This window comes from Flavobacterium sp. 316, assembly GCF_000967805.1.
Lineage (GTDB): Bacteria > Bacteroidota > Bacteroidia > Flavobacteriales > Flavobacteriaceae > Flavobacterium > Flavobacterium sediminilitoris.
In genome coordinates this window covers 172752-195060 of record NZ_JYGZ01000007.1, presented here as the reverse complement: position 1 = coordinate 195060, position 22309 = coordinate 172752, and the positions used below count along the sequence as shown (strand labels likewise).

The following is a 22309-nucleotide window of genomic DNA, read 5'->3' as shown; positions in this document are numbered from 1 at the left end:
TTATTTGTTTTTATTCAATTCTTATGCCAAACTATAATTTATTTGTTTTATTCATATAAAATAATACGATTATTGGTATTGTCAACAAAATAACCATCTTCGTATTTGTTTGCAACAAAGCGGGCTCTCGCATAAGTGTAATTAAATATCCTCCTATTGCTCCACCAAAATGCGCAGTATGACCTATATTATCTCTTTTTGCTTTCATTCCATAAATAGAATACAACAAATACCCTATTCCAAAAAGATAACCTGGTATTGGAATAATAAAATAAAGCCCTAAAGTCATATTAGGATTAAGCAAAATTGCACTATAAATAACTCCCATAACTGCACCAGAAGCACCTATTGCTCTATATGAATAATCATTCTTATGCAAATAAAGCGTTAACAAACTTCCTGCAATCATACTTCCAAAATAGACATATAAAAAATACACATCTCCAAGATTTGCCAGAACATAAGGAGCAAAAAAATAAAGTGTTATCATGTTAAATGCTAAATGCATAATATCTCCATGAAGAAACCCAGAAGTAATCATTCTAATTTGTTCTCCAGCGCGAATACTTCCAATATGAAATTCATATTTTCTAAAAAAATCGAAATCATTAAAGCCTTTATAACTTACCAAAGCGGTAATTCCAATTATTACTATTAATAGTAAACTCATCCTAAATTATTATTTTTTGTAAATTTAATAATACTTTAGGTATTTCCTTATTCTTTTAAAGAAGTATATTTGTAAAATATTTTTAAATAAAAAAACAATGCAATTAATTGTATATATTCTACTATATCCATTATTATTTTTAATATCAATATTACCCTTTAGATTACTTTATATATTCTCAGATTTTATTTATTTTATGGTCTATAGAGTTATTGGTTATAGAAAAAAAGTGGTTCGAGAAAATCTAGCTATGGCACTGCCACACCTAAGCACTGAAGAAAGAAAAAATATTGAAAAAAAATTCTATTCTCACATGTGCGACATGTTTTTAGAAATGATAAAAACAATGACTATTTCAAGAAAAGAAATGGAAAAACGCTATAAATTCATTAACCTTGATGTATATATGGATTTAGAAAAAAAGAAAAAAAGCATTGCATTACTCTGCGCACACTATGCAAGTTACGAATGGGTTATTTCAATGAATTACCATATTACATTTAAAGGATATGGAATCTATAAAAGAATATCTAATAAATATTTTGACAAATTAGTGCATGATATCCGTTCAAAATTCAAGGCTACTTTAATTACTACTAAAGATACTATATCAACCATTGAACAAAATCAAAAAGATGGAATATTAGGAATTTACGGATTTGCAAGTGATCAATCTCCAAAGTCATCAATAAAATCACATTGGTCAACTTTTATGGGAATTGAAACACCTATTCATGTTGGAGCTGAAATTATCTCAAAACGACTAGATATGAATGTTGTTTTCTTAAAAACAAAGAAAGTAAAGCGAGGTTATTACGAAGCTACTTTAGAAGTCATGAGTGAAGATGCGAAATCAATTCCTAATTTTGAAATTTCCGATGCTTTCATAAGAAAAGTGGAAGAACAAATTTATGAAGCTCCTGAATATTATTTATGGACTCACAAACGATGGAAGCATAAAAAAGAAATATAGAATAACAACTTAAAATGTAATCATGAAACTTGTTTTCGCATCTAATAATAAAAATAAAATATCGGAAATTCAGCAAATGCTTCCTAAAGAAATAACTTTATTAAGTCTTGAAGACATTGGTTGTTTTGTAGATATTCCTGAAACAGCAAACACAATTGAAGGAAATGCAATTCTTAAAGCAAACTATATTACAGAAAAATACGGTTACAATTGTTTTGCAGATGATACTGGCCTAGAAGTTGACGCACTGAATGGAGAGCCTGGAGTTTATTCCGCAAGATATGCTGGAGAGCAAAAAAATTCGGAAGACAACATGAACAAACTTCTATCTGAACTACAAGATAAAAACAATAGAAGTGCAAATTTCAAAACAGTTATTGCACTCAATATTAACAACACTCAACACTTGTTTACTGGTATTGCAAAAGGTACAATAATTGAACATAAAAAAGGAAATCAAGGCTTTGGATATGACCCTATCTTTCTTCCAGAAAATTATGAAAAGACTTTTGCAGAAATGAATTTAGACGAGAAAGCCACCTTAAGCCATAGAGGGAAAGCAACAAAAGAATTAATTACCTTTTTAAACAACAATTACACTTTATGATGTAATGTTGGTAAATACCATTTATTCCTTACTGCTAAAAGGCGTAAAATAATCATAAAAAGAGATGTAATCAAATATAACGCATCATCATTTATATTACATTCTTGCAAAATAAAAAACAGAACACCACCTAACAAACACACTGTAGCATAAATTTCTCTTCTAAAGATAACAGGTATTTCATTACACAAAATATCTCTAATAACACCTCCAAAAGTTGCAGTTATAGTACCTAGCGCTATACAAATAATAGGGTGCAACCCTTTTTCAATCCCTTTTTCTAGTCCTATTAAAGTAAAAATTCCTAATCCAATTGTATCAAACAAAAACATTGAAATTCGCAACCTATCTAATTTCTTCCTAAAAACAACTGCAATAATAAATCCAATAACTATTAAATAAACATATTGTAAATTCTGCATCCAACCCACAGGAGTTCTCCCAATTAAAATATCTCGTAATGTTCCTCCTCCTAATGCTGTTACAAAAGCAATAATAAAAACTCCAAATAAATCTAATTTTTTATTTAAAGCAGTTAATACTCCTGACACAGCAAACACAAAAGTTCCTATAAAATCTAATAATTGAAACATCCTTATTTAATATTTTGTGCAAAAATAAAGTTTAGAGAATAAAAAAATAATGTTTTTTCAATTCTTTTTTAATATCAAAAATCTGAAATTGAACATTTTAAAACAAATTAGCATATCTCATTAATAAACAGTACCTTTGCACCCAATTTTAAATACATACATGAATAAATTTGAACAATTAGGTCTAAACGAATCGCTTCTGCTCGCGATCAAAGACCTTGGATTTGAAAGTCCATCGGAAGTACAGGAAAAAGCGATTCCCCTATTATTGGAAAAAGACACAGACATTGTAGCGTTAGCTCAAACCGGAACTGGTAAGACTGCAGCGTTTGGGTTTCCACTTATCCAAAAAATTGATGCTGAGAATAGAGATACTCAAGCCTTAATTTTATCGCCTACAAGAGAGTTATGTCTTCAAATTACAAATGAAATTAAGCTTTACTCAAAATACATTAAAGGTTTAAATACCGTTGCCATTTATGGAGGTGCTAGTATTACTGAACAAGCTAATCAAATTAGAAGAGGTGCACAAATTATTGTAGCTACTCCTGGTAGAATGCAAGATATGATTAACCGTAATATGGTTAACATTAAGAACATTAACTATTGCGTGCTAGATGAAGCAGATGAAATGTTAAACATGGGTTTCTATGAAGACATTACTGCTATTTTATCAGACACACCAAAAGACAAAAGTACATGGTTATTCTCGGCTACAATGCCACAAGAAGTTGCACGTATTGCAAAAGACTTCATGAGAAAACCTTTAGAAATTACTGTAGGACATAAAAACTCAGGTAACGAAAACGTTTCTCACGAATTTTATTTAGTAAGTGCTCGTGATCGTTATGCTGCATTAAAGCGTTTAGCTGATGCAAATCCTGATATCTTTTCAGTTGTTTTTTGTAGAACAAAGCGTGACACACAAGCAGTTGCTGAAAAATTAATTGAAGATGGTTATAGTGCTGCTGCATTACATGGAGATTTATCTCAATCACAACGTGATGGTGTAATGAAATCTTTCCGCGGAAGACAAATCCAAATGCTTGTTGCTACAGATGTTGCTGCTCGTGGAATTGATGTAGATGATATTACTCACGTAATTAACTATCAGCTTCCTGACGAGGTAGAAACATACACACACCGTTCTGGACGTACAGGACGTGCTGGAAAATCAGGAACTTCATTAGTAATTATTACAAAAAGTGAATTACGCAAAATATCAGCTATTGAGCGTATTATTAAAATGAAATTTGAAGAAAAACCAATTCCTTCTGGAATGGAAATTTGTCAAATTCAATTATTCCACTTAGCAAACAGAATCAAAGATGTAGAAGTAGATCATGAAATTGATGCTTACTTACCTGCAATTGAAGAAGTTTTAAAAGATTTACCAAAAGAAGAATTAATCAAAAAAATGGTATCGGTAGAATTTAATCGTTTTATCAACTATTATAAAAAATCAAGAGATTTGTCTTCTGACCCAGGAACAAGAAGAGAAGCAGGTGTTATTCCAACAGATGGTGCCGTTCGTTTCTTTATCAATATTGGTTCTAGAGATAATTTTGACTGGATGTCATTGAAAGATTTCTTAAAAGACACATTAGACCTAGGTAGAGATGATGTTTTCAAAGTAGACGTAAAAGAAGGATTCTCTTTCTTTAATACAGATGCTTCACTTGCTCCTAAAGTAATGGAAATCTTAAATGCTTTCAACTTAGAAGGAAGAAAAATCAATGTTGAGATTTCTAAAAATGATGGTGGAAGCAGCAGTAGAAGAAGAGATCACAATGGTCGTGGTGGTGAAAGACGTAGCGGTGGAAGCGGAAGAAGCGGAAGTGGAGATCGTAGAAATAGTGGCGGTGGAGACAGAAGATCTTCTGGTGGTGATAGAAAATTCGAAAGTAGAAACAACGACAGAAGAGGTGATAGAAGCAGCGACAGAAGCTCTAGAAATTCATCTGAAGGTGGTTCTAAATTCTTCGAGAAAGCAAAACGTTCAAGAAGAAGCGAATAAGAAAATATAAATTTCTTATATAAATAAAAAACGACTCTATAACAGAGCCGTTTTTTTTGTTTAAACATTTTATTATTTTAATAAGATAAACAGAAATTCTGAATTTAAAATAGAAGAATCTGCAATTCCATTTGTTAGTATAAACATTTCGCATCTAATAGAACAAAGGAATAACCAACAATATCTTTTAACAAACAAACCTCGTTTAAGAAGCTTAAACGAGGTTTGTTTTTGGATAAAATCTAAATTTTATAAATACGCTTTTTTAATACTATTAAAAAAACATTTACTTCTTCACATAATACTTCCTATACTGAGAATAAGAGACTGTGCTCAATAAAACTACAAAAGCAAGAGAAACGTAAACAAAAACAGGTGTTACAACTTTCTCCCCGCTTGCATAAGAATGCATTCCAGTTAAATAAAAATTAACACCAAAATATGTCATTAATATAGAATAAAATGCAAAAATACTCATCACATTATAAATCCATTTACTTCGCATTCCTGGGACTAATCTAGCATGAATTACAAAAGCATAAACAAAGATACTGATTAATGCCCATGTTTCTTTTGGATCCCAACCCCAATAGCGCCCCCAACTTTCATTTGCCCATTGTCCTCCTAAAAAGTTACCAATAGTTAGCATTACTAAACCAACAGTTATTGCCATTTCATTTATATAACTCAACTCATCAATAGTCAATTTCATTTTTGCCTTATTTTTTTCTGTAGTAAATAAGATTAAGAACAAAGCCACTATTCCTAAAATCATTCCTAAAGTAAATGGTCCATAACTAGCTACAATTACAGCAACATGTATCATTAACCAATATGAATTTAATACAGGTTGTAAATTAGCTATCGCTGGATCCATCCAACTCCAATGTGCAATCATCAAAATCATTGATGCTACAAATGCTGTTGAAGCTAATGTTAATTGTGATTTTCTACCAAATGCAATACCAAAGAACATTGTTGCCCACGCTACATATATCATACTCTCATAAGCATCACTCCACGGTGCATGACCTGAAATATACCAACGTGCTATTAATCCTAATGTGTGAATTACGAAAAAGAAAATAATTAACCCATGAAAGAAATTAACAGTATAATTTATCCATTTTTTACTTGAAAATAACTGAACAATCGTAAAAGCCAACATTAAAACTCCAGCTAACATATACAAATAATACAAACGTTTGAAAACATCGTACTTATTATACATAATTTCAGAATTAATCTTTTCATCAGATAGCATTACTTTAGCGCCATATTTTTGCTGATAATTTTTCAGCCCAGTTAACAATGAGCTTGCTAATTTATAATCCTTACTTTCAGATGCTTTTGATACTGCATTTAGATAAAAAGGCATTACCGTTTTAATTGTATCCAAAGCTGTTCCTGTTGGTTCACTAATTTCTAAATAAGAAACCCATTTATTATTTTTATCATTAGGAATTGGGTACACTCTCATTATTTGACCACTTAAAGCATCATACAACAAGTTTACTTTTTTATCTGTTTCAATAAAATCTTTCTGAAAACTATTTGGAACAGCAGCTCCATAGGCATCTTCTAAAAAAGGAGCCAATTTATAAGCGCCCTCTTTATCAAAGAAATTAACTAGTGAAGCGTATTCTGCGGATGAATCTATTCCTGCAATTTTACGAATACTATCATTTCCTCTTTTTAAATAAATAATCGGTAAATTATACCAATATTGAGGAAACTGTGTCATAGAAATAAAAGCCTGATCCGCATTTAATCCTTCATACGAATCGCTTTTTGATACTTTACGTAGCAACTCAGAAGAAAAAGTATTAACAGGTTTCATTCTTCCGCTTAAATCCTGAATTACCATTTTACCAAACTCAGCAGCATGTTCTTTATCTACTTTATGCTTCTGAATAAATTCTAATACTTTTTTAGCATCTGTTTCTTGATGATTATGCTCTTTATCTTGAGAAAAACCTACAAATGAAAATAAAAGAACAAGAACAGTCATTAACGATTTTTTCTTCACTCCTATTTTATCAATTTTCTTTTTCAAATCACCAAAACGAGTATTCTTATCAAACAAAATTACCATCATAGCAAAGTACAATAAGAAATAGCCTAAATAAGTTATCCATGTTCCCCATTGATCGTGATTTACAGACAAATGTGTCCCTTTTTCATCTGGATCAAAACCTGCTTGAAAAAATCGATATCCTCTATAATCTAAAATATTATTCATAAAGACACTATCTTTGAATGTATTATTCTGCTCTGTATCTTGTATTTCAATTTTACTTTTAAATGCTGAATAACTTTTTTCTGTTCCAGGATATTTATCGGCAATAAAATCATCTAGTTGTATTTTGAAGGGAACTTCATACACTTTACTTCCAAAAAATAATGTGAATTCTAATTCTCCTATCTTTATGGTTTGTGGAATTCCTTGCTTTCCTTTTGCTCCTACTAACAATAATTTTTCTTCTTTTCCTTGACTTTTTATTGTCACAGAAAGAGCATCATCTGTTTGTTTATCTTTAAAATCATGGTTTGACTTATATGTTATTTCACCTTTAATAGGTGGTTCAGGAAAAACAAATTGAGTTCCTGCAAGATTATAAAGAGATCGTAATTGTAAAGGTTGAACAGTATCTTTTACTACTCTCCCTTGTTGCTGATCTGCCATTCTCATATAACTTCCTTCAAAAGGAGTCTGAATAAACAAGGCTCCTTCTAAGTTTGAAATATTAATAGCACCTTGTGTAAATTTATTAAAAGCAAATAATACATTATGAATACTTTGAACTTCACCATCTTTTAAGAAATGTTCATGTCGATTTCCATCTCCAGATTCAACCATTTTTATATATTGCTCTCCATTTTCATTTTCTTCAATAGTTTGAGCAACATTCATCAAATAATTATCATATTCAATTTCATAAGGTATTTTATTAAATTCTCCCTTTACTGAAAAATCATTCGAAAAGAAAAGACTTAAAAACCAATTACTTTCTATTTCTGGAGCAAAATATCTACCTTCTTCAAAAGAACGACGCTTCATTTCTCCATTATACTCTCCGTCTACAAAACCAGATAAATACGTTTTATCAGAATACATTCTGTTTTCCGATTCTCCTTCTCTTATAATCATCATTCCTTCATAACTAATATATCGAGTTATAAAAGCTCCTATAATTATAAAAATAAAAGATAAATGCAATAAAAGTGTTGCCCACTTTTCTTTTTTATACAATTGATAACGTTTGATATTTCCAATGAAATTAATCACAAAGAATACCATTATCACTTCAAACCACCATGCGTTGTAAACAATTATACGAGCTGTATCGGTGTTATAAGCATCTTCAATAAAAGTTCCTGCTGCCATTGCTATTATCATAACAATGAATAAAACAGCCATTAATCGTGTTGAGAATAAGAACGAGAATATTTTTTTATCCATTTTTTAGATGTAGTAAGTTAAAACGATTGCAAAAGTACTTAAAAACAAAAACTTTTTTATTAAGTTTAACAAGTCTTTATTAAGTTTTAAGTATTCATACTTTAATAAAGCATTTTTACTTCTTTTATGTCATATTCATTTATTGTATCATCTTCCAAAAGTAATTGTAGTTTTCCATTGTTGGTAACTCCTTTCACAATTGCCATAAATTTTTGATTTGTATTATTTACAAATACAGTAGGAATATCTTTTCTAAACAGAAGATTATTATATTTATCCCAAAAATATGACTTATCTCCTATTCGAGTCATATTATATTTTAGTCTTTCAATAATTTGTTTTAAAATTAAATCTTTATCAAATTCTTCCTTTTTTAATATTGCTAATGAAGATGCTTGTGGTAAATTATCAAAACTCATTTGATTTATATTTAACCCAATTCCGACTACAGTTTGAATCATTCCATCTGACTTTATAGCATTTTCAATTAAAATTCCGCCAATTTTTTTATTCTCTGACAAAATGTCGTTTGGCCATTTAATGGCTAAATCAACTAATTTTAACTCCGTCAAAACCTCTATAATTGTTATTGGAACTATAATATTAATTAAATAAATAGAAGATACATCTACCTGAAAATCTTTAACAAACACACTAAACGTTAGGTTTTTACCGTTTTCAGAAACCCACACTGAACCTCTTTGACCTTTTCCATTTAGCTGGTTTTCTGCGACTACTACTGTAAAATTTTCAACCATTTCCTTAGCTGACATCTGTCTTAAAAAATCATTTGTAGAAGCTATGGCATTGAGTTTGATGATGTTCATTTAGTAAAAATGTAAAGTTTTAATTTTAATCTTATGTTAAGGTTCAAAAATAAAGACAAAAAATGATAACTTTGCATAAACTTAAAAATTTTAAATGGCAAAAAGTAATAATAACGACGATTTATTAGCAAATATCATTAAAGGAATTGAAGATGTAAAAGGTGCTGATATAGATATCCTAGATTTAAGAGAAATTGAAAATACAGTATGCGATTATTTCATTGTATGTAATGGAAACTCAAACACTCAAGTCGTTGCAATCGCAAATTCTATACAAAAAGTAGTATCAAAAGAGCTTAAAGAAAAACCATGGCACGTAGAAGGCATGGAAAATGCAGAATGGGTTTTAATGGATTTTGTGAACATAGTAGTTCATGTTTTCCAAACGCACATTCGTGAGTATTACAACATTGAAAGCCTTTGGGGTGATGCTAAAATAACTTCAATAGAAAGTAAATACTAAAAAAATTATGTCTGAGAATAAAAACCCAAAATTCAAGGTTAGTCCGTGGTTAGTGTACGGATTAATTATTGGAATATTGTTACTAATAAATGTTTTTGGCAACGGAATTGATTTTAGCAATCCTAAACCAGCAACATTATCTAAATTTTACGACTTTTTAGATTCAAATCAAGTCGAGAAAGTAATTTTTAGCAATACGAAAGCGCAAATTTATCTTAAAAAAGAAGCATTAGGCAACAAAGAACATGCAAATGCTAAAGATAATATGTTGGGTAAACTTAACGAAAAAGGACCTCACTATTTTGTTGAAATAGGTAATTTAGAATTATTTCAAAAAAACTTAGCAGAAGCTCATAAAAAAGGACTATTAGATGATTATTCTAAAGAACCTGATGGAATTTGGGGCGAAGTATTTTCTATATTACTTCCATTTATTCTTATAGCAGGTTTATGGATTTTTATGATGAGACGAATGTCTGGTGGATCTGGTGGTGGAGGTGGTCAAATATTTAGCATTGGAAAATCTAAAGCCAAATTATTTGATGAAAAAAATGATGTAAAAGTCACTTTTGAAAATGTTGCTGGACTTGAAGGTGCAAAAGAAGAGATTGAAGAAATTGTTGAATTTCTAAAAAATCCAGAAAAATATACTTCTATAGGAGGAAAAATACCAAAAGGAGCCTTACTTGTAGGACCTCCAGGAACTGGGAAAACATTATTAGCTAAAGCCGTTGCAGGTGAAGCAAAAGTACCGTTCTTCTCATTATCTGGTTCAGATTTCGTTGAAATGTTTGTAGGTGTAGGTGCTTCAAGAGTAAGAGACTTATTTAAACAAGCTAAAGAAAAATCACCAGCAATCATTTTTATTGATGAAATTGATGCTGTTGGTAGAGCTCGTGGAAAAAGCAACATGTCAGGTGGTAACGATGAACGTGAAAACACTTTAAATCAATTATTAACTGAAATGGATGGTTTTGGTACAAATACAAATGTTATTGTATTAGCCGCTACAAACCGAGCAGATGTACTAGATAAAGCTTTAATGAGAGCTGGACGTTTTGACAGACAAATTTATGTAGATCTTCCAGACATTAGAGAACGTAAAGAAATATTTGAGGTTCATTTAAAACCAATAAAAAAATCTGAAGAATTAGACACTGAATTTTTAGCAAAACAAACACCTGGGTTTTCTGGTGCTGACATAGCAAATGTTTGTAATGAAGCGGCATTAATTGCAGCTAGAAAAGACAAAAAAGCAGTGGATAAACAAGATTTCTTAGATGCTGTTGATAGAATTGTGGGTGGACTTGAAAAGAAAAATAAAATTGTTACTCCGGAAGAGAAAAGAGCTATTGCCATTCATGAAGCCGGACACGCAACTGTTAGTTGGATGCTTGAACACGCAGCACCATTAGTAAAAGTAACCATAGTACCTAGAGGACAAAGTTTAGGAGCTGCATGGTATTTACCAGAAGAACGCTTAATTGTTCGACCTGAACAAATGCTTGACGAAATGTGTGCTACAATGGGAGGAAGAGCGGCTGAAAAAGTTATTTTTAACAAAATTTCTACAGGTGCATTAAGCGACTTAGAAAAAGTAACCAAACAAGCTAGAGCAATGGTAACTGTTTATGGCTTAAATGAAAAATTAGGAAACATCACATATTATGATTCGTCAGGACAAAGTGAGTATAATTTTTCAAAACCATATTCAGAAGATACTGCAAGGGTAATTGATACTGAAATTTCTAAATTAATAGAAGATCAATATACAAGAGCTATTCAATTATTAGAAGACAATAAAGACAAACTAATTCAGTTAGCAGATATCTTAATTGAAAAAGAAGTAATATTCAAAGACGACTTAGAGGCTATTTTTGGGAATAGACCACATGAAAAAGTAATTGAAATTACAACTGAAGAATCTCCAGAATAAAACTTTTATAACCAAATATCAAAAAAACTTAGCTCTTTACTAAAAAGGACTAAGTTTTTTTTTATCTTTGGTGTTTCGCTAATAACAATCACCTACAAAATTTAAATGAGTCTTTTCAGAAAAATTTTTGGAAACACAGGAAATACTCCTGAGAATAAGGATGAAGAAGTCAGTCCTTATGCTCCAGAAGTAAAACTACCTATTGATGAAATGTTTACCCATAATTTCAAAAAGAATGGAGGAAAATTTATTTATTGTGAAAACCTAAATGAGGTTTCTGAAAATTTCATCAATATATTAGAAGAGAATGATTGGTTTGAAAGCGAAGTCATTTGTCATGAATCAAAACTTTTTCATTTATTAGATGAGAATAAGTTAGATTATAAAAATGCTCCTAAAAACCCTGTTTTTTATTTTTCAACTTGTGAAAATTTAATTGCTGACGAAGGTTCAATTTTGTTTTCATCCAATCAATTTAGGCATTTTAAACCAAATGATTTACCTACAAATATGATTGTACTAGCGACTACAAGTCAGTTAGTAACAAGCAAAGGAGATGGGTTAAGAATTATAAAAAACAAATACGACAAAGAATATCCATCTAATATTACGACCATAAAATACTTCGAAAAAGCAAAAGAAGAAGACTTTTTACATTATGGAAGTTGTCATAAAAACTTATATTTGCTTTTATTTGAAGATCTTTAAGATGAATGAAACTTTAAAAAGAGCAATTTCGGGTGCTGTTTATATTTTTTTACTATTAGGTTGTATCTTATATTCGCAAATAAGTTTCAATATTTTATTTGGTATCTTTCTAGCAATTGCTGTTTACGAATTTTGCAAAATGCAAAAATTAAATTTCTTAATCAACGTTGTAATTGCAATAGCACTTTATATTGTAATAGATAAAACAAAATATATTCAAAAAATAGATCAACCTATTACTATTTTTACAATATTCATTTCATTTCGTTTATTGTATTTTCTATTCAATAAAAAAATAAATACTATTTCAACTCTTTGGAAATATGCCTATTTAATTGGCTATATTATTCTCCCTTTTATTTTAATAGCGAAAGTTCCTATAGGTGTTGGAAATAAATATAACCCAAAGATTTTAATTACAATTTTTATCTTAATCTGGACCAATGACACATTTGCCTACTTAGTAGGGAAAAATATCGGAAAAAATAAATTATTCCCTACCATATCTCCCAAAAAAACAATTGAAGGATTTATAGGTGGTTTAATTTTTTCAGCAATTTGTGGTTATTTATTAGCAAAATATTATTTACATGCTACTTTATATATTTGGTTAATTATTTCTATTATTGTAAGCGTTTTCAGTACATTAGGAGACTTAATAGAATCTAAATTCAAAAGAGTTGCAGAAATTAAAGACAGCGGAAATATAATGCCTGGTCATGGTGGCATACTAGATAGACTAGATAGTATTATATTTGTAGTTCCATTTATATATTTATTTTATTTAATTTTAAATTATGTTTCATAAAGAAGGTGCCAAGATCATTTTAATTACACTTACATTAGTAGTAGGTATAATCTTTTTAAGCGATGCTTTTATTTCAATTAACTGGTTGAGAAATGCGATAATTATATTATCATTAGTTTTTCTTATCCTAATACTTCAGTTCTTTAGAAATCCTAAAAGAGAAACTGACAACAGTGACAATCATATTCTTGCACCTGTTGATGGAAAAGTAGTTGTAATTGAAGAAGTTTTTGAACCTGAATATTTCAAAGACAAACGATTAATGGTATCCATTTTTATGTCTCCAATAAATGTCCATGTTACAAGATATGCATTAAATGGAATAGTAAAATATAGTAAATACCACCCTGGTAAATATTTGGTTGCTTGGCATCCAAAAGCAAGTGAAGAAAACGAACGTACAACAGTTGTTATAAACAATCGTGTATACGGAGAAGTAATGTATCGTCAAATTGCCGGAGCATTAGCTCGTAGAATTATAAACTACGCAGAAGAAGGCATGAGAGTAGTACAAGGAAAAGACGCTGGTTTTATTAAATTTGGTTCAAGAGTGGATATTTATTTACCACTTGGAACTGAAGTAAATGTAAAACTTGGAGAAAAAGCAATTGGAGCAAAAACCATCATCTGCAAAAAATAGATGAGTAATAAGAATTTAGACATATTATTTGATGAAGCTTTTGAGAATGCAAATAAAATTCCTCAAGAGTCAGTTCCGCAAGATACACAGCTAGTATTATATGGTTTATATAAACAAGCAACTAGCGGTATAACAAATATCTATTTTCAAAATCCACAAGATTTAATAAATGCATTCAAGCTAAATGCTTGGATGCAAGTAAAACATCTATCAATAAGTGAGGCAAAGCAACAATATATAGATATCATTAATCAACTTATGAAAGAGCGAAATTTATGAAACACTTCTACGTTGTATTACCTATCTTATTTTTACTAAACTCTTGCAAGGAAAACAACAATTTAGTTGAAGTACAACTTCCTGAGCCAGAAATAGAAACTTCTGTTGTTTATAGTAATCCATCAGATACAAAAACAAATAGTGGACCTTTCCAATTATTTAAAATCAATTACCCTTTTGATGCTTTAGAACCTTCAATTGATGGTAAAACTATGGAAATTCATTATACAAAACACTATTTGAGTTATACCAATACATTAAACAAACTAATTGCTAATAATCCTGATTGGCAAGATAAAAATATAGAAGAACTTCTACTGTTTTCAAATGAAAAAAATAATGATTTAAAAAATAATGCTGGTGGTTATTACAATCATTCTTTATTTTTTGAAATCTTGACACCAAAAGGAGCAAAATCACCAAAAGATAACCTTTCAAAAGCTATAAATACTGACTTTACATCTTTTAATTTATTCAAAAACAAATTTATTAGTGAAGCAAACAAACATTTTGGATCAGGATGGATTTGGTTAATTGTAAAAAAAGATGGTAAACTCGAAATTACGACTTCAAACAATCAAGATAATCCGTTAATGAGTGATTTCAAGATAAAAGGTAAACCAATACTTGGTATTGATTTATGGGAACATGCTTATTATTTAAAATATCAAAATAATAGAAGAACATATATAGAGTCTGTTTTTGAAATTATTAACTGGACAGTTGTTTCAAAAAAATATAATGATATAATACCAACCAATCCGCAATAGCGGATTTTTTTATGCAAAAATTACTAACCGACATATCAAATTGCACTCATTGCGCTACATTTTTACCACTAGGTCCTAATCCAGTAGTAAGAGCAAGTAAAACAGCTAAAATCCTAATTATTGGACAAGCTCCTGGCACAAAAGTACACCAAACAGGAATTCCTTGGAATGACCCTAGTGGAAATCAATTACGCAAATGGCTTAACATTTCTAATGATGTATTTTACGATACTTCAAAAATTGCCATTGTTCCTATGGGGTTTTGTTATCCTGGAAAAGGAAAAACGGGAGATTTACCTCCTAGAAAAGAATGTGCTCCACTTTGGCATGAAAAATTACTAATTCAAATGCCTGATTTAGAATTAATATTACTTATAGGTCAATATTCGCAAAAGTATTATTTGAATAACAAGAACAAAGCCACTTTAACAGAAACAGTAAGTTCATTTGAAGAATATTTACCAAAATATTTTCCGCTACCTCATCCTTCTCCTAGAAATAGATTTTGGCTACAAAAAAATCAATGGTTTGAAGAAAGTGTTATTCCAATATTAAGAAAAAAAGTAACCTCTATTCTATCAAAATAAAAAGTCCAATCGTTAGATTGGACTTTTCTATAAAAAATATTTATATTTTATTTTTCAAAGGCTTTCAATGTTTCTGTAATAATACGAACACAATCAAGCAACTGCTCTTTATTCATTACTAATGGTGGTGCAAATCGGATAATATTACCATGTGTTGGTTTTGCTAACAATCCATTATCGCGCAATGCCATACAAATATTCCAAGCTGTTTCACTCTCTTCCTCATCATTAATTACAATTGCATTCAATAAACCTTTTCCTCTTACTAAAGAACAAATTTTACTATCTGCAATATATTTATTTAATTCTGAACGGAATAATTCTCCTAACACTTCTGCATTTTCAGCTAAATTCTCATTTTTAACCACTTCTAATGCTGCAATAGCAACTGCTGCTGCAATAGGATTTCCTCCAAATGTTGATCCATGTTGTCCTGGTTTAATAACATTCATGATATCATCATTTGCTAAAACTGCCGATACTGGATAAACACCTCCTGATAATGCTTTACCAAGAATTAAAACATCAGGTTGTACATTTTCATGATTTACTGCTAATAACTTTCCTGTTCTAGCAACACCTGTTTGTACTTCATCAGCTATAAACAAAACATTATTAGCTTCACAAAGTGCTTTTGCTTTTGTTAAATATCCATCTGTTGGTACATAAACTCCTGCTTCACCTTGAATAGGCTCTACTAAGAAACCTGCAATGTTTTTAGACGATGTAATTGCTTTCTCTAAAGCTTCAATATCATCATAAGGGATTTTTATAAATCCGGCAGTATAAGGTCCGAAATTTTTACGTGCGTTTTCATCATTAGAAAATGAAATAATAGTTGTTGTCCTACCATGGAAATTGTTTTCACAAACAATTATTTGCGCTTCATTCTCATCAATTCCTTTCTTTTCATAAGCCCATTTTCTACAAATCTTCAAAGCCGTTTCAACAGCTTCTGCACCTGTATTCATTGGTAATACTTTATCAAATCCAAAGAAATCTGTTATGTATTTTTCATAAACACCAAGTTTGTCATTATAAAATGCTCTCGATGTTAATGTTAATGTTTGTGCTTGTTCCATCATTGCTCCAACAATTTTTGGATGACAATGTCCTTGGTTTACTGCTGAGTAAGCCGAAAGAAAATCATAATATTTTTTCCCTTCAACATCCCAAACATAGACACCGTCTCCTTTGCTTAAAACTACTGGTAATGGATGATAATTGTGTGCACCATACTTATTTTCTAGTGCGATAGCTTCTGCCGAGCTCATTTTTTCTAAAACTGACATGATAAATTTATTAGATTATTAAATCTTCAATTCCTTCTTGAAAACAGGAGAGAAATCATCCTTAAATACAAATGTAAAAATTTTAGTTCAGAGTGCCATGATATAAAAACTTTAATATTATATCAAATATTATGAAGCATCATACATTTCTAATAATTTAGTAACAGTATTCCAATTTCGAATAGTTGCTGTTACGCTCAGTTTTTTTTCAATATATTTTTGATCAAACTTTGTTTTCCCTGCTCCTACTGCATACTTTATAAAAATACGACTGCTATCTATTTGTGCTTCATCTGGTTTCACCTGACTCATTTTCAAATCATTCATAGCTCCATCTGCTAATTCTTTCGAAATAAATGCAACATATAGTTTTTTGGTATCACATTCTTTATCTTTAAGAAACTGATTATTACTAAAACAAGCTTCTAAATCTGATTTACCAATAACAATTACAGGAACTTCATGACCAAAGACTTTAAAAATTTCTTGCTTAATCTGAAACCCTACTGAACCACCATTTTTTTCTTCAGTATCTATAAAAACATTTCCTGTTTGAATATAAGTACGCACATTTTGAAAACCTATATTTTCTAATGCCTTTTTTAACGCATCCATTTTTATCATATTGTGTCCTGAAACATTGATGCCTCTTAAAAGTGCTAAATGAGTTATCATGAAATTATTTTTTTGTTATGTCTCAAAAATACAACTTTTAAATTATTCGATACTTTTCTTTTGAAAACTCAATATTTCTTTTAACCATAGTACTATTAATAGTGGAGCAATTCCATGACACAAACGGACAACGGTTTCAAAACCATATTGATGCAATGTATCTAAAGGAAAATCTATTGAGAAATTAGCTACTATTCTGGCAAAAGCAGTTAAAAATCCCCAAAGAACAGCATAAACAGCAACTTCTTTAGCTATTCTATTTATAAACAAAAGTGGTAAGATTAAAAAATCAATAATCCCTACAATCCATAAAAACAAACGGGCATTATCTTCAGATATATTCAAAATAGAAATTGTCATATCTATAAAATTACCTGGAACAGGATAAAAACCAAAAGCATATAATCCATGACATAAGAACGTTATTCCTACTAACCATTTTAATATTAAAATGCCTCGCGATAATGAAAACGATTTTGAATAAGCATATAACAATAAAAATGGTAATCCTAATTGTAAACTATGTTCAAAATATTGTCCTATATGAAAAAAAGATTCCTTTGTAAATAAAAATACAACTATAAATTGCCAAAAAGCAATCCCTTTTATTAACCCTTTGATAAACTTATTTGAATTTTCTTGTAAAAAGAACACACAAATAGCAGCCATAAGATATAAAAAACCAATCCCTTTTATTATAAACTGAATTTTAGTATCTACTGAAGTATCATTTACAAATTCACTCCATTCAATGTTAAAAAGTCCAAGAACAGGACTCATTAAATTCTCATACCACAATATAGCTCTATAAGGTACATCCCAAAAAATATGCTGATAAGCTCTTGCTAAAAAAACAGTAAAAACAGATAGTTTTAATAAAAAGATAGTTTTAGAATTCATTTTTTATATTTTTTTAACGACAATAATACAATTTTTAGATGTTCAAAAGATTAAACAAACATATCTAATTTATTAAATAATATCCATTATTATTATAAAATCATTAATTTTATAAATGGGACTAACTAATTGATAGTTAAACTAATATTTTTACAAACAAAAACAAAACAAAACAAACTAAATGAAACAATTTTACATTCTACTTTTTGTATTATCCTCATTTTTTGGATTTAGTAATACAGATAAGTATCGCATCATCTTACTAGATGATCCCAGTACGACGATTACAGTAGCTTGGAATCAAATTTCAGGAACAAATCCTACTGTTTATTATGGAACAACTGATTTTGGAACAAACTGGAACTCTTATCCAAGTAGCAAAATCGTTGATAGAGCTATTACTTATAGAGGCATGAATAATAATTTTGCAAGGATTAGCGGATTAACAGCAAATACAGCTTATTATTTTGTAATCAAAGATAGTCAAGGTACTAGTCAACGCTTTTGGTTTAAAACAGCTCCAAATGATTTAAGCAGACTATCATTTATAGCTGGTGGAGATTCTAGAAATAATAGAACGCCTAGACAGAAAGCAAATAAATTAGTTGCAAAATTAAAACCACATGCTGTTTTTTTTGGTGGTGATATGACTGACAGCGATAATAATAGTCAATGGCAAGAATGGTTTGATGATTGGCAATTAACAATTGCTTCAGATGGCAGAATGTTTCCTATTATACCTGTAAGAGGAAATCACGAAGGAGCTTCAACAATTTATAACTTATTTGATACTCCAAATTCAGATTCTTATTATGCTGTTACATTTGGAGCTAATCTTGTGAGAATGTATTCTTTAAATTCCGAAATTTCAGTTACAGGAAATCAGAATAATTGGTTAAATAATGACTTACAAGCTAATTCAAATGTTATTTGGAAAGGAGCACAATATCACAAACCAATGCGTCCTCATAATGCTGCCAAATCTGAAGGAACTAGTATTTATAATGCTTGGGCAGAAACATTTTATAACAATGAAGTAAGAATGGTTGTGGATTGCGATTCGCACACTGTAAAATCGACATGGCCAGTAAAACCATCAACAGAACCAGGAAGTGATGAAGGGTTTATAAGAGATGACAATAATGGTACTGTTTATTTAGGAGAAGGCTGTTGGGGCGCTCCATTAAGAGCTAATGATGATAACAAAAACTGGACAAGAAATTCAGGTTCGTTTAATCAATTCAAATTAATTTTTATAGACCAAAACAAAATTGAAGCTAGAACTATAAAAATTGACAATGCTGATAATGTAGGCTCTGTGTCTAATACAAATCCTTTTATTTTACCTTCTAATTTAGACGTTTGGAACCCTAGTAATGGAGCCGTGGTTGAAATTTTCAAAGACACTTATCAATCTGCACCACAAATAGAATTAGCAAATATTACAAACGGACAATGTTATGATAGTGGTAACAATATTAATATTCCAATTAACATAATTGAAAATGGAGGTGGTATAGATAATGTGAAATTGTATATTAATGGTAATTTCGTCACTACAGATGCAATAGCGCCTTACAGTTTTGATCATAACTTTACTCCAGGTATACAAACCATAAATGTAGTTGCTACTGATGCTAATGGACGAACAGCTTCTACCGAACGTTATATTTTTGTTGAAACGTTCACAAACGATGAAACTTTTTCAATATTAACAGGTGATGACGATGTAGAAGAAGCGCAAGACGGACGATTATATACGGATAGTTCCGATTTAGAAATGGTATATGATAGCTACAACGGATTATTATATCAAACTATAGGATTGCGCTTTGGAAATATTAAAATTCCACAAGGAGCAGTAATCAATAGTGCTTATATTCAGTTTACTGTAGATGAAGCCAATAGTGCAAATTGTGAATTAGAAATCGCAATAGAAGACACTTATAATGCTGCCGAATATGTCGAAGCTCTTTCTTACGGAGTAAGTTCCAGAAGTTACTATACCAACACCATAAGTTGGTCACCCACTTCATGGCCTGCAACTAATCAAAGTAGCGCAGCACAAAGAACACCTTCATTGGTTAACTTGATACAAAATAGCATTGATAAATCAACTTGGCAAAACGGAAACGCTATTGCTTTTAGCATAAAAGGTACAGGTATTAGCTTAACTAGCACATCTGCAAAAAGAGTTGCTGATTCCTTTGAAGGAGGAACTTCAAAAGCACCTAAACTGGTTATAAATTATAGTTATTCTTGCAATGCTTTATCTAAAACCCAATTTAAAAATCAAGAAAAATTAGGTGTAAAAACTTCTGAAAACACCATAACAGTTGATTATTTAGAAAACATAAAAAGTGTAGCACTATATGATATTACTGGAAAACTTATTGCCATAAAGGAAAATCAAAATAATACTACAATAATTATTGAAAACATAGATAGAACCAATCAACTGTTATTTGTAAAAGCAATTACACATAATGGTACTATAGTGTCTAAAAAAGTAATCTTCTAAATCTTTATTATCTCTTTTTACCTTAAAACCTAATAAGTTAATACTACTTATTGGGTTTTATTTTTTATTAGATTACGTTTTTAAAATACAACTTTGATTATAGTCAATTTCAAAAGCTTTTAGTTTTTTATCGAAATGAGCATTGTAGGTTTCTTCTGCTTTGTTAAACTTTAAAACTTTCCACTAAAACGAAAATTGTTACCTTATTAGGGTCGCATTAGAAACTCAGTATTATTGAACTGCAAATGGGATTCAGGATGACAAGATTGTGGAATTTAATGGCTAATGATTGTGCTACAAATTAGTTTTTGTTTGTATTCCCTCTGTTTGAGTGTTGCTTATAAAATGTAATTAGAATTGTATAAACAGTGTATCGAGAACCACAAAAAACACCTCTTTGCGGGAAACCGTAACACAAATAAAAAAAACCACCTATTTTTACCAAAACTAACCAAATACACCATAAAAAAGTGTTTTGGCAAACAATTTAGCCTTTAGTACGTATAAATACGTACAAAAAAGCATAAAAAATACGTATTTATACGTATTGCAAGAGTAAAAAGAATAGTTTAGGTTTGTAAGGAACAAATAAAACAAACTGGCTTTATCATACCTATCTACCTAAACTAGATGGTTTTGTATGATTTTGTTATACATATGAACTAAGTTGGCAGTAATTTTAGAACACACGAAAATTAAACAAAATAATTATATTTGCATGAATCAAATTAGATATGACATCAAAAGGTAGTAAAGATAAGAGCAGACAATATAAACCATCAACTGTCAGACGTTTAGACACTCTTTCTGGAAATGAATGTGCACATCCTAATTGTTCAAAAAAATTAATTGCTGAAGATGGAATTTCTATTATCAGCAAGATTTGTCATATAGCAGCCGCAAGTAAGAAAGGACCAAGGTTTGACAAGGACATGACCGATGATGAACGAAGAGGGTTTGATAATCTTATTTTACTTTGTGACGAACATCATGTAATGATTGACAACAAAGCAAATGAAGAAACCTACCCTACTACTCTTTTAAAAACTTGGAAAAGTGAGCATGAAAGAAAGATGTTAGAGCTAATTTCAAATAAAAATTTATTATCAAGACATCCTTTATCACTAAATCGAGTAATAAATTTAATTGGGGAAAAAATGGACGATGTTCTTGATTTAACTGAAACAGAAAATGCTCCAAATACTGATGAAAAAATTAAATTCAACAATATTGAAAGATATAAATCTATTATTCGAGAATTTGCTCCTTATCAAGGCAAGCTAAATAAGATATATGAAGAAATTGAAAAAGAAGGTTCAACAAAAAAAGAACTTGTTTTACATAATATAAAAAGAGTTTATCTTAACATAAAATCAGAATACGCTAATTTTGAAGACATCAAAATTAATGCTGACAAAATATTAGATAAAGTGATTGAAAAAGTATTAGACAATATTAATAACGCTCCAAATAAACTCAATGAATTTGACCAAGAAACAATTGACTTCAGTTTAATGATTGTTATAGTTGATGCATTTATGCGTTGTAACATTTTGGAAGAACCACCTAAACTAATATAA

The 22309-nt window shown here is 30.0% G+C and carries 20 protein-coding genes; 13 read left to right on the top strand and 7 right to left on the bottom strand.

The annotated features are described in order from the left end of the window. Positions 1–31: 31 nt before the first annotated feature. A complete protein-coding gene (locus SY27_RS16070) occupies positions 32–670 on the bottom strand; it encodes a rhomboid family intramembrane serine protease (RefSeq protein WP_045972229.1) in 639 nt (212 codons plus the stop codon). A gap of 97 nt (positions 671–767) precedes the next feature. Here SY27_RS16070 and SY27_RS16065 point away from each other — a divergent pair, with 97 nt between their 5' ends. Continuing rightward, positions 768–1643, top strand: coding sequence for a lysophospholipid acyltransferase family protein (locus SY27_RS16065; RefSeq protein WP_045972227.1), 876 nt, complete (start codon positions 768–770; stop codon positions 1641–1643). Between the two features lie 22 nt (positions 1644–1665). Beyond that, positions 1666–2250 carry a non-canonical purine NTP diphosphatase gene (locus tag SY27_RS16060; RefSeq protein ID WP_045972225.1) on the top strand — a complete coding sequence of 195 codons (585 nt, stop codon included), beginning with the start codon at positions 1666–1668 and terminating at the stop codon, positions 2248–2250. Here the strand turns inward: SY27_RS16060 and SY27_RS16055 are convergent. Further along, positions 2238–2843, bottom strand: a complete 606-nt coding sequence (locus SY27_RS16055; protein ID WP_045972223.1) for a trimeric intracellular cation channel family protein — start codon at positions 2841–2843, stop codon at positions 2238–2240. The two genes, SY27_RS16060 and SY27_RS16055, sit on opposite strands and share 13 nt — an antisense overlap. Positions 2844–3003: 160 nt before the next feature. On the opposite strand from SY27_RS16055, the gene SY27_RS16050 reads away from it, so the two are divergent. Beyond that, entirely contained in the window at positions 3004–4860 is a 1857-nt protein-coding gene (locus SY27_RS16050; protein ID WP_045972221.1) for a DEAD/DEAH box helicase, read from the top strand. Between the two features lie 286 nt (positions 4861–5146). Here SY27_RS16050 and ccsA read toward each other — a convergent pair whose 3' ends face one another. Both ccsA and SY27_RS16040 read right to left on the bottom strand, forming a co-directional pair. Then, positions 5147–8323 (bottom strand): cytochrome c biogenesis protein, encoded by a 3177-nt coding sequence (ccsA, locus tag SY27_RS16045; RefSeq protein WP_045972219.1) that lies wholly within the window; start codon positions 8321–8323, stop codon positions 5147–5149. A 101-nt stretch (positions 8324–8424) separates the two neighbouring features. Continuing rightward, the gene (locus SY27_RS16040; RefSeq protein ID WP_045972217.1) at positions 8425–9150 is read right to left on the bottom strand and encodes a biotin--[acetyl-CoA-carboxylase] ligase; all 726 of its coding nucleotides are present in this window, start codon (positions 9148–9150) and stop codon (positions 8425–8427) included. A 94-nt stretch (positions 9151–9244) separates the two neighbouring features. Between SY27_RS16040 and rsfS the strand changes: the two genes are divergently transcribed. The 8 genes from rsfS to SY27_RS16000 all read left to right on the top strand — a co-directional run bounded on the left by rsfS (position 9245) and on the right by SY27_RS16000 (position 15341). Beyond that, on the top strand, positions 9245–9613 hold the full coding sequence (gene rsfS, locus SY27_RS16035; protein WP_045972215.1) for a ribosome silencing factor: 369 nt from the start codon (positions 9245–9247) through the stop codon (positions 9611–9613). A 7-nt stretch (positions 9614–9620) separates the two neighbouring features. Further along, the gene (gene ftsH, locus SY27_RS16030; RefSeq protein WP_045972213.1) at positions 9621–11549 is read left to right on the top strand and encodes an ATP-dependent zinc metalloprotease FtsH; all 1929 of its coding nucleotides are present in this window, start codon (positions 9621–9623) and stop codon (positions 11547–11549) included. Between the two features lie 105 nt (positions 11550–11654). Further along, positions 11655–12257 (top strand): lactate utilization protein B/C, encoded by a 603-nt coding sequence (locus SY27_RS16025; protein WP_045972211.1) that lies wholly within the window; start codon positions 11655–11657, stop codon positions 12255–12257. A gap of 1 nt (position 12258) precedes the next feature. After that, on the top strand, positions 12259–13065 hold the full coding sequence (locus SY27_RS16020) for a phosphatidate cytidylyltransferase (RefSeq protein ID WP_045972209.1): 807 nt from the start codon (positions 12259–12261) through the stop codon (positions 13063–13065). Continuing rightward, entirely contained in the window at positions 13055–13705 is a 651-nt protein-coding gene (locus SY27_RS16015; protein ID WP_045972206.1) for a phosphatidylserine decarboxylase family protein, read from the top strand. The genes SY27_RS16020 and SY27_RS16015 overlap by 11 nt, the downstream gene beginning before the upstream one ends. Beyond that, the gene (locus tag SY27_RS16010; protein ID WP_045972204.1) at positions 13706–13984 is read left to right on the top strand and encodes an acyl-CoA-binding protein; all 279 of its coding nucleotides are present in this window, start codon (positions 13706–13708) and stop codon (positions 13982–13984) included. It abuts the gene before it with no gap. Continuing rightward, positions 13981–14754, top strand: coding sequence for a superoxide dismutase (locus tag SY27_RS16005; RefSeq protein ID WP_045972202.1), 774 nt, complete (start codon positions 13981–13983; stop codon positions 14752–14754). Before SY27_RS16010 ends, SY27_RS16005 begins: the two co-directional genes overlap by 4 nt. Positions 14755–14765: 11 nt before the next feature. Then, positions 14766–15341 carry a uracil-DNA glycosylase family protein gene (locus tag SY27_RS16000; RefSeq protein ID WP_045972200.1) on the top strand — a complete coding sequence of 192 codons (576 nt, stop codon included), beginning with the start codon at positions 14766–14768 and terminating at the stop codon, positions 15339–15341. A gap of 47 nt (positions 15342–15388) precedes the next feature. Here the strand turns inward: SY27_RS16000 and rocD are convergent, their stop codons facing one another. The 3 genes from rocD to SY27_RS15985 all read right to left on the bottom strand — a co-directional run bounded on the left by rocD (position 15389) and on the right by SY27_RS15985 (position 18208). Further along, positions 15389–16633 (bottom strand): ornithine--oxo-acid transaminase, encoded by a 1245-nt coding sequence (rocD, locus tag SY27_RS15995; RefSeq protein ID WP_045972198.1) that lies wholly within the window; start codon positions 16631–16633, stop codon positions 15389–15391. 129 nt (positions 16634–16762) lie between these two features. Beyond that, positions 16763–17308: a DUF1697 domain-containing protein gene (locus tag SY27_RS15990; RefSeq protein ID WP_045972196.1), complete on the bottom strand. Its 546-nt coding sequence runs from the start codon at positions 17306–17308 to the stop codon at positions 16763–16765. Between the two features lie 42 nt (positions 17309–17350). Continuing rightward, the gene (locus SY27_RS15985) at positions 17351–18208 is read right to left on the bottom strand and encodes a hypothetical protein (RefSeq protein WP_045972194.1); all 858 of its coding nucleotides are present in this window, start codon (positions 18206–18208) and stop codon (positions 17351–17353) included. Positions 18209–18389: 181 nt separating this feature from the next. Between SY27_RS15985 and SY27_RS18350 the strand changes: the two genes are divergently transcribed. Both SY27_RS18350 and SY27_RS18345 read left to right on the top strand, forming a co-directional pair. After that, on the top strand, positions 18390–20729 hold the full coding sequence (locus tag SY27_RS18350) for a T9SS sorting signal type C domain-containing protein (protein ID WP_052705394.1): 2340 nt from the start codon (positions 18390–18392) through the stop codon (positions 20727–20729). A 734-nt stretch (positions 20730–21463) separates the two neighbouring features. After that, entirely contained in the window at positions 21464–22309 is an 846-nt protein-coding gene (locus SY27_RS18345; RefSeq protein ID WP_052705392.1) for an ABC-three component system protein, read from the top strand.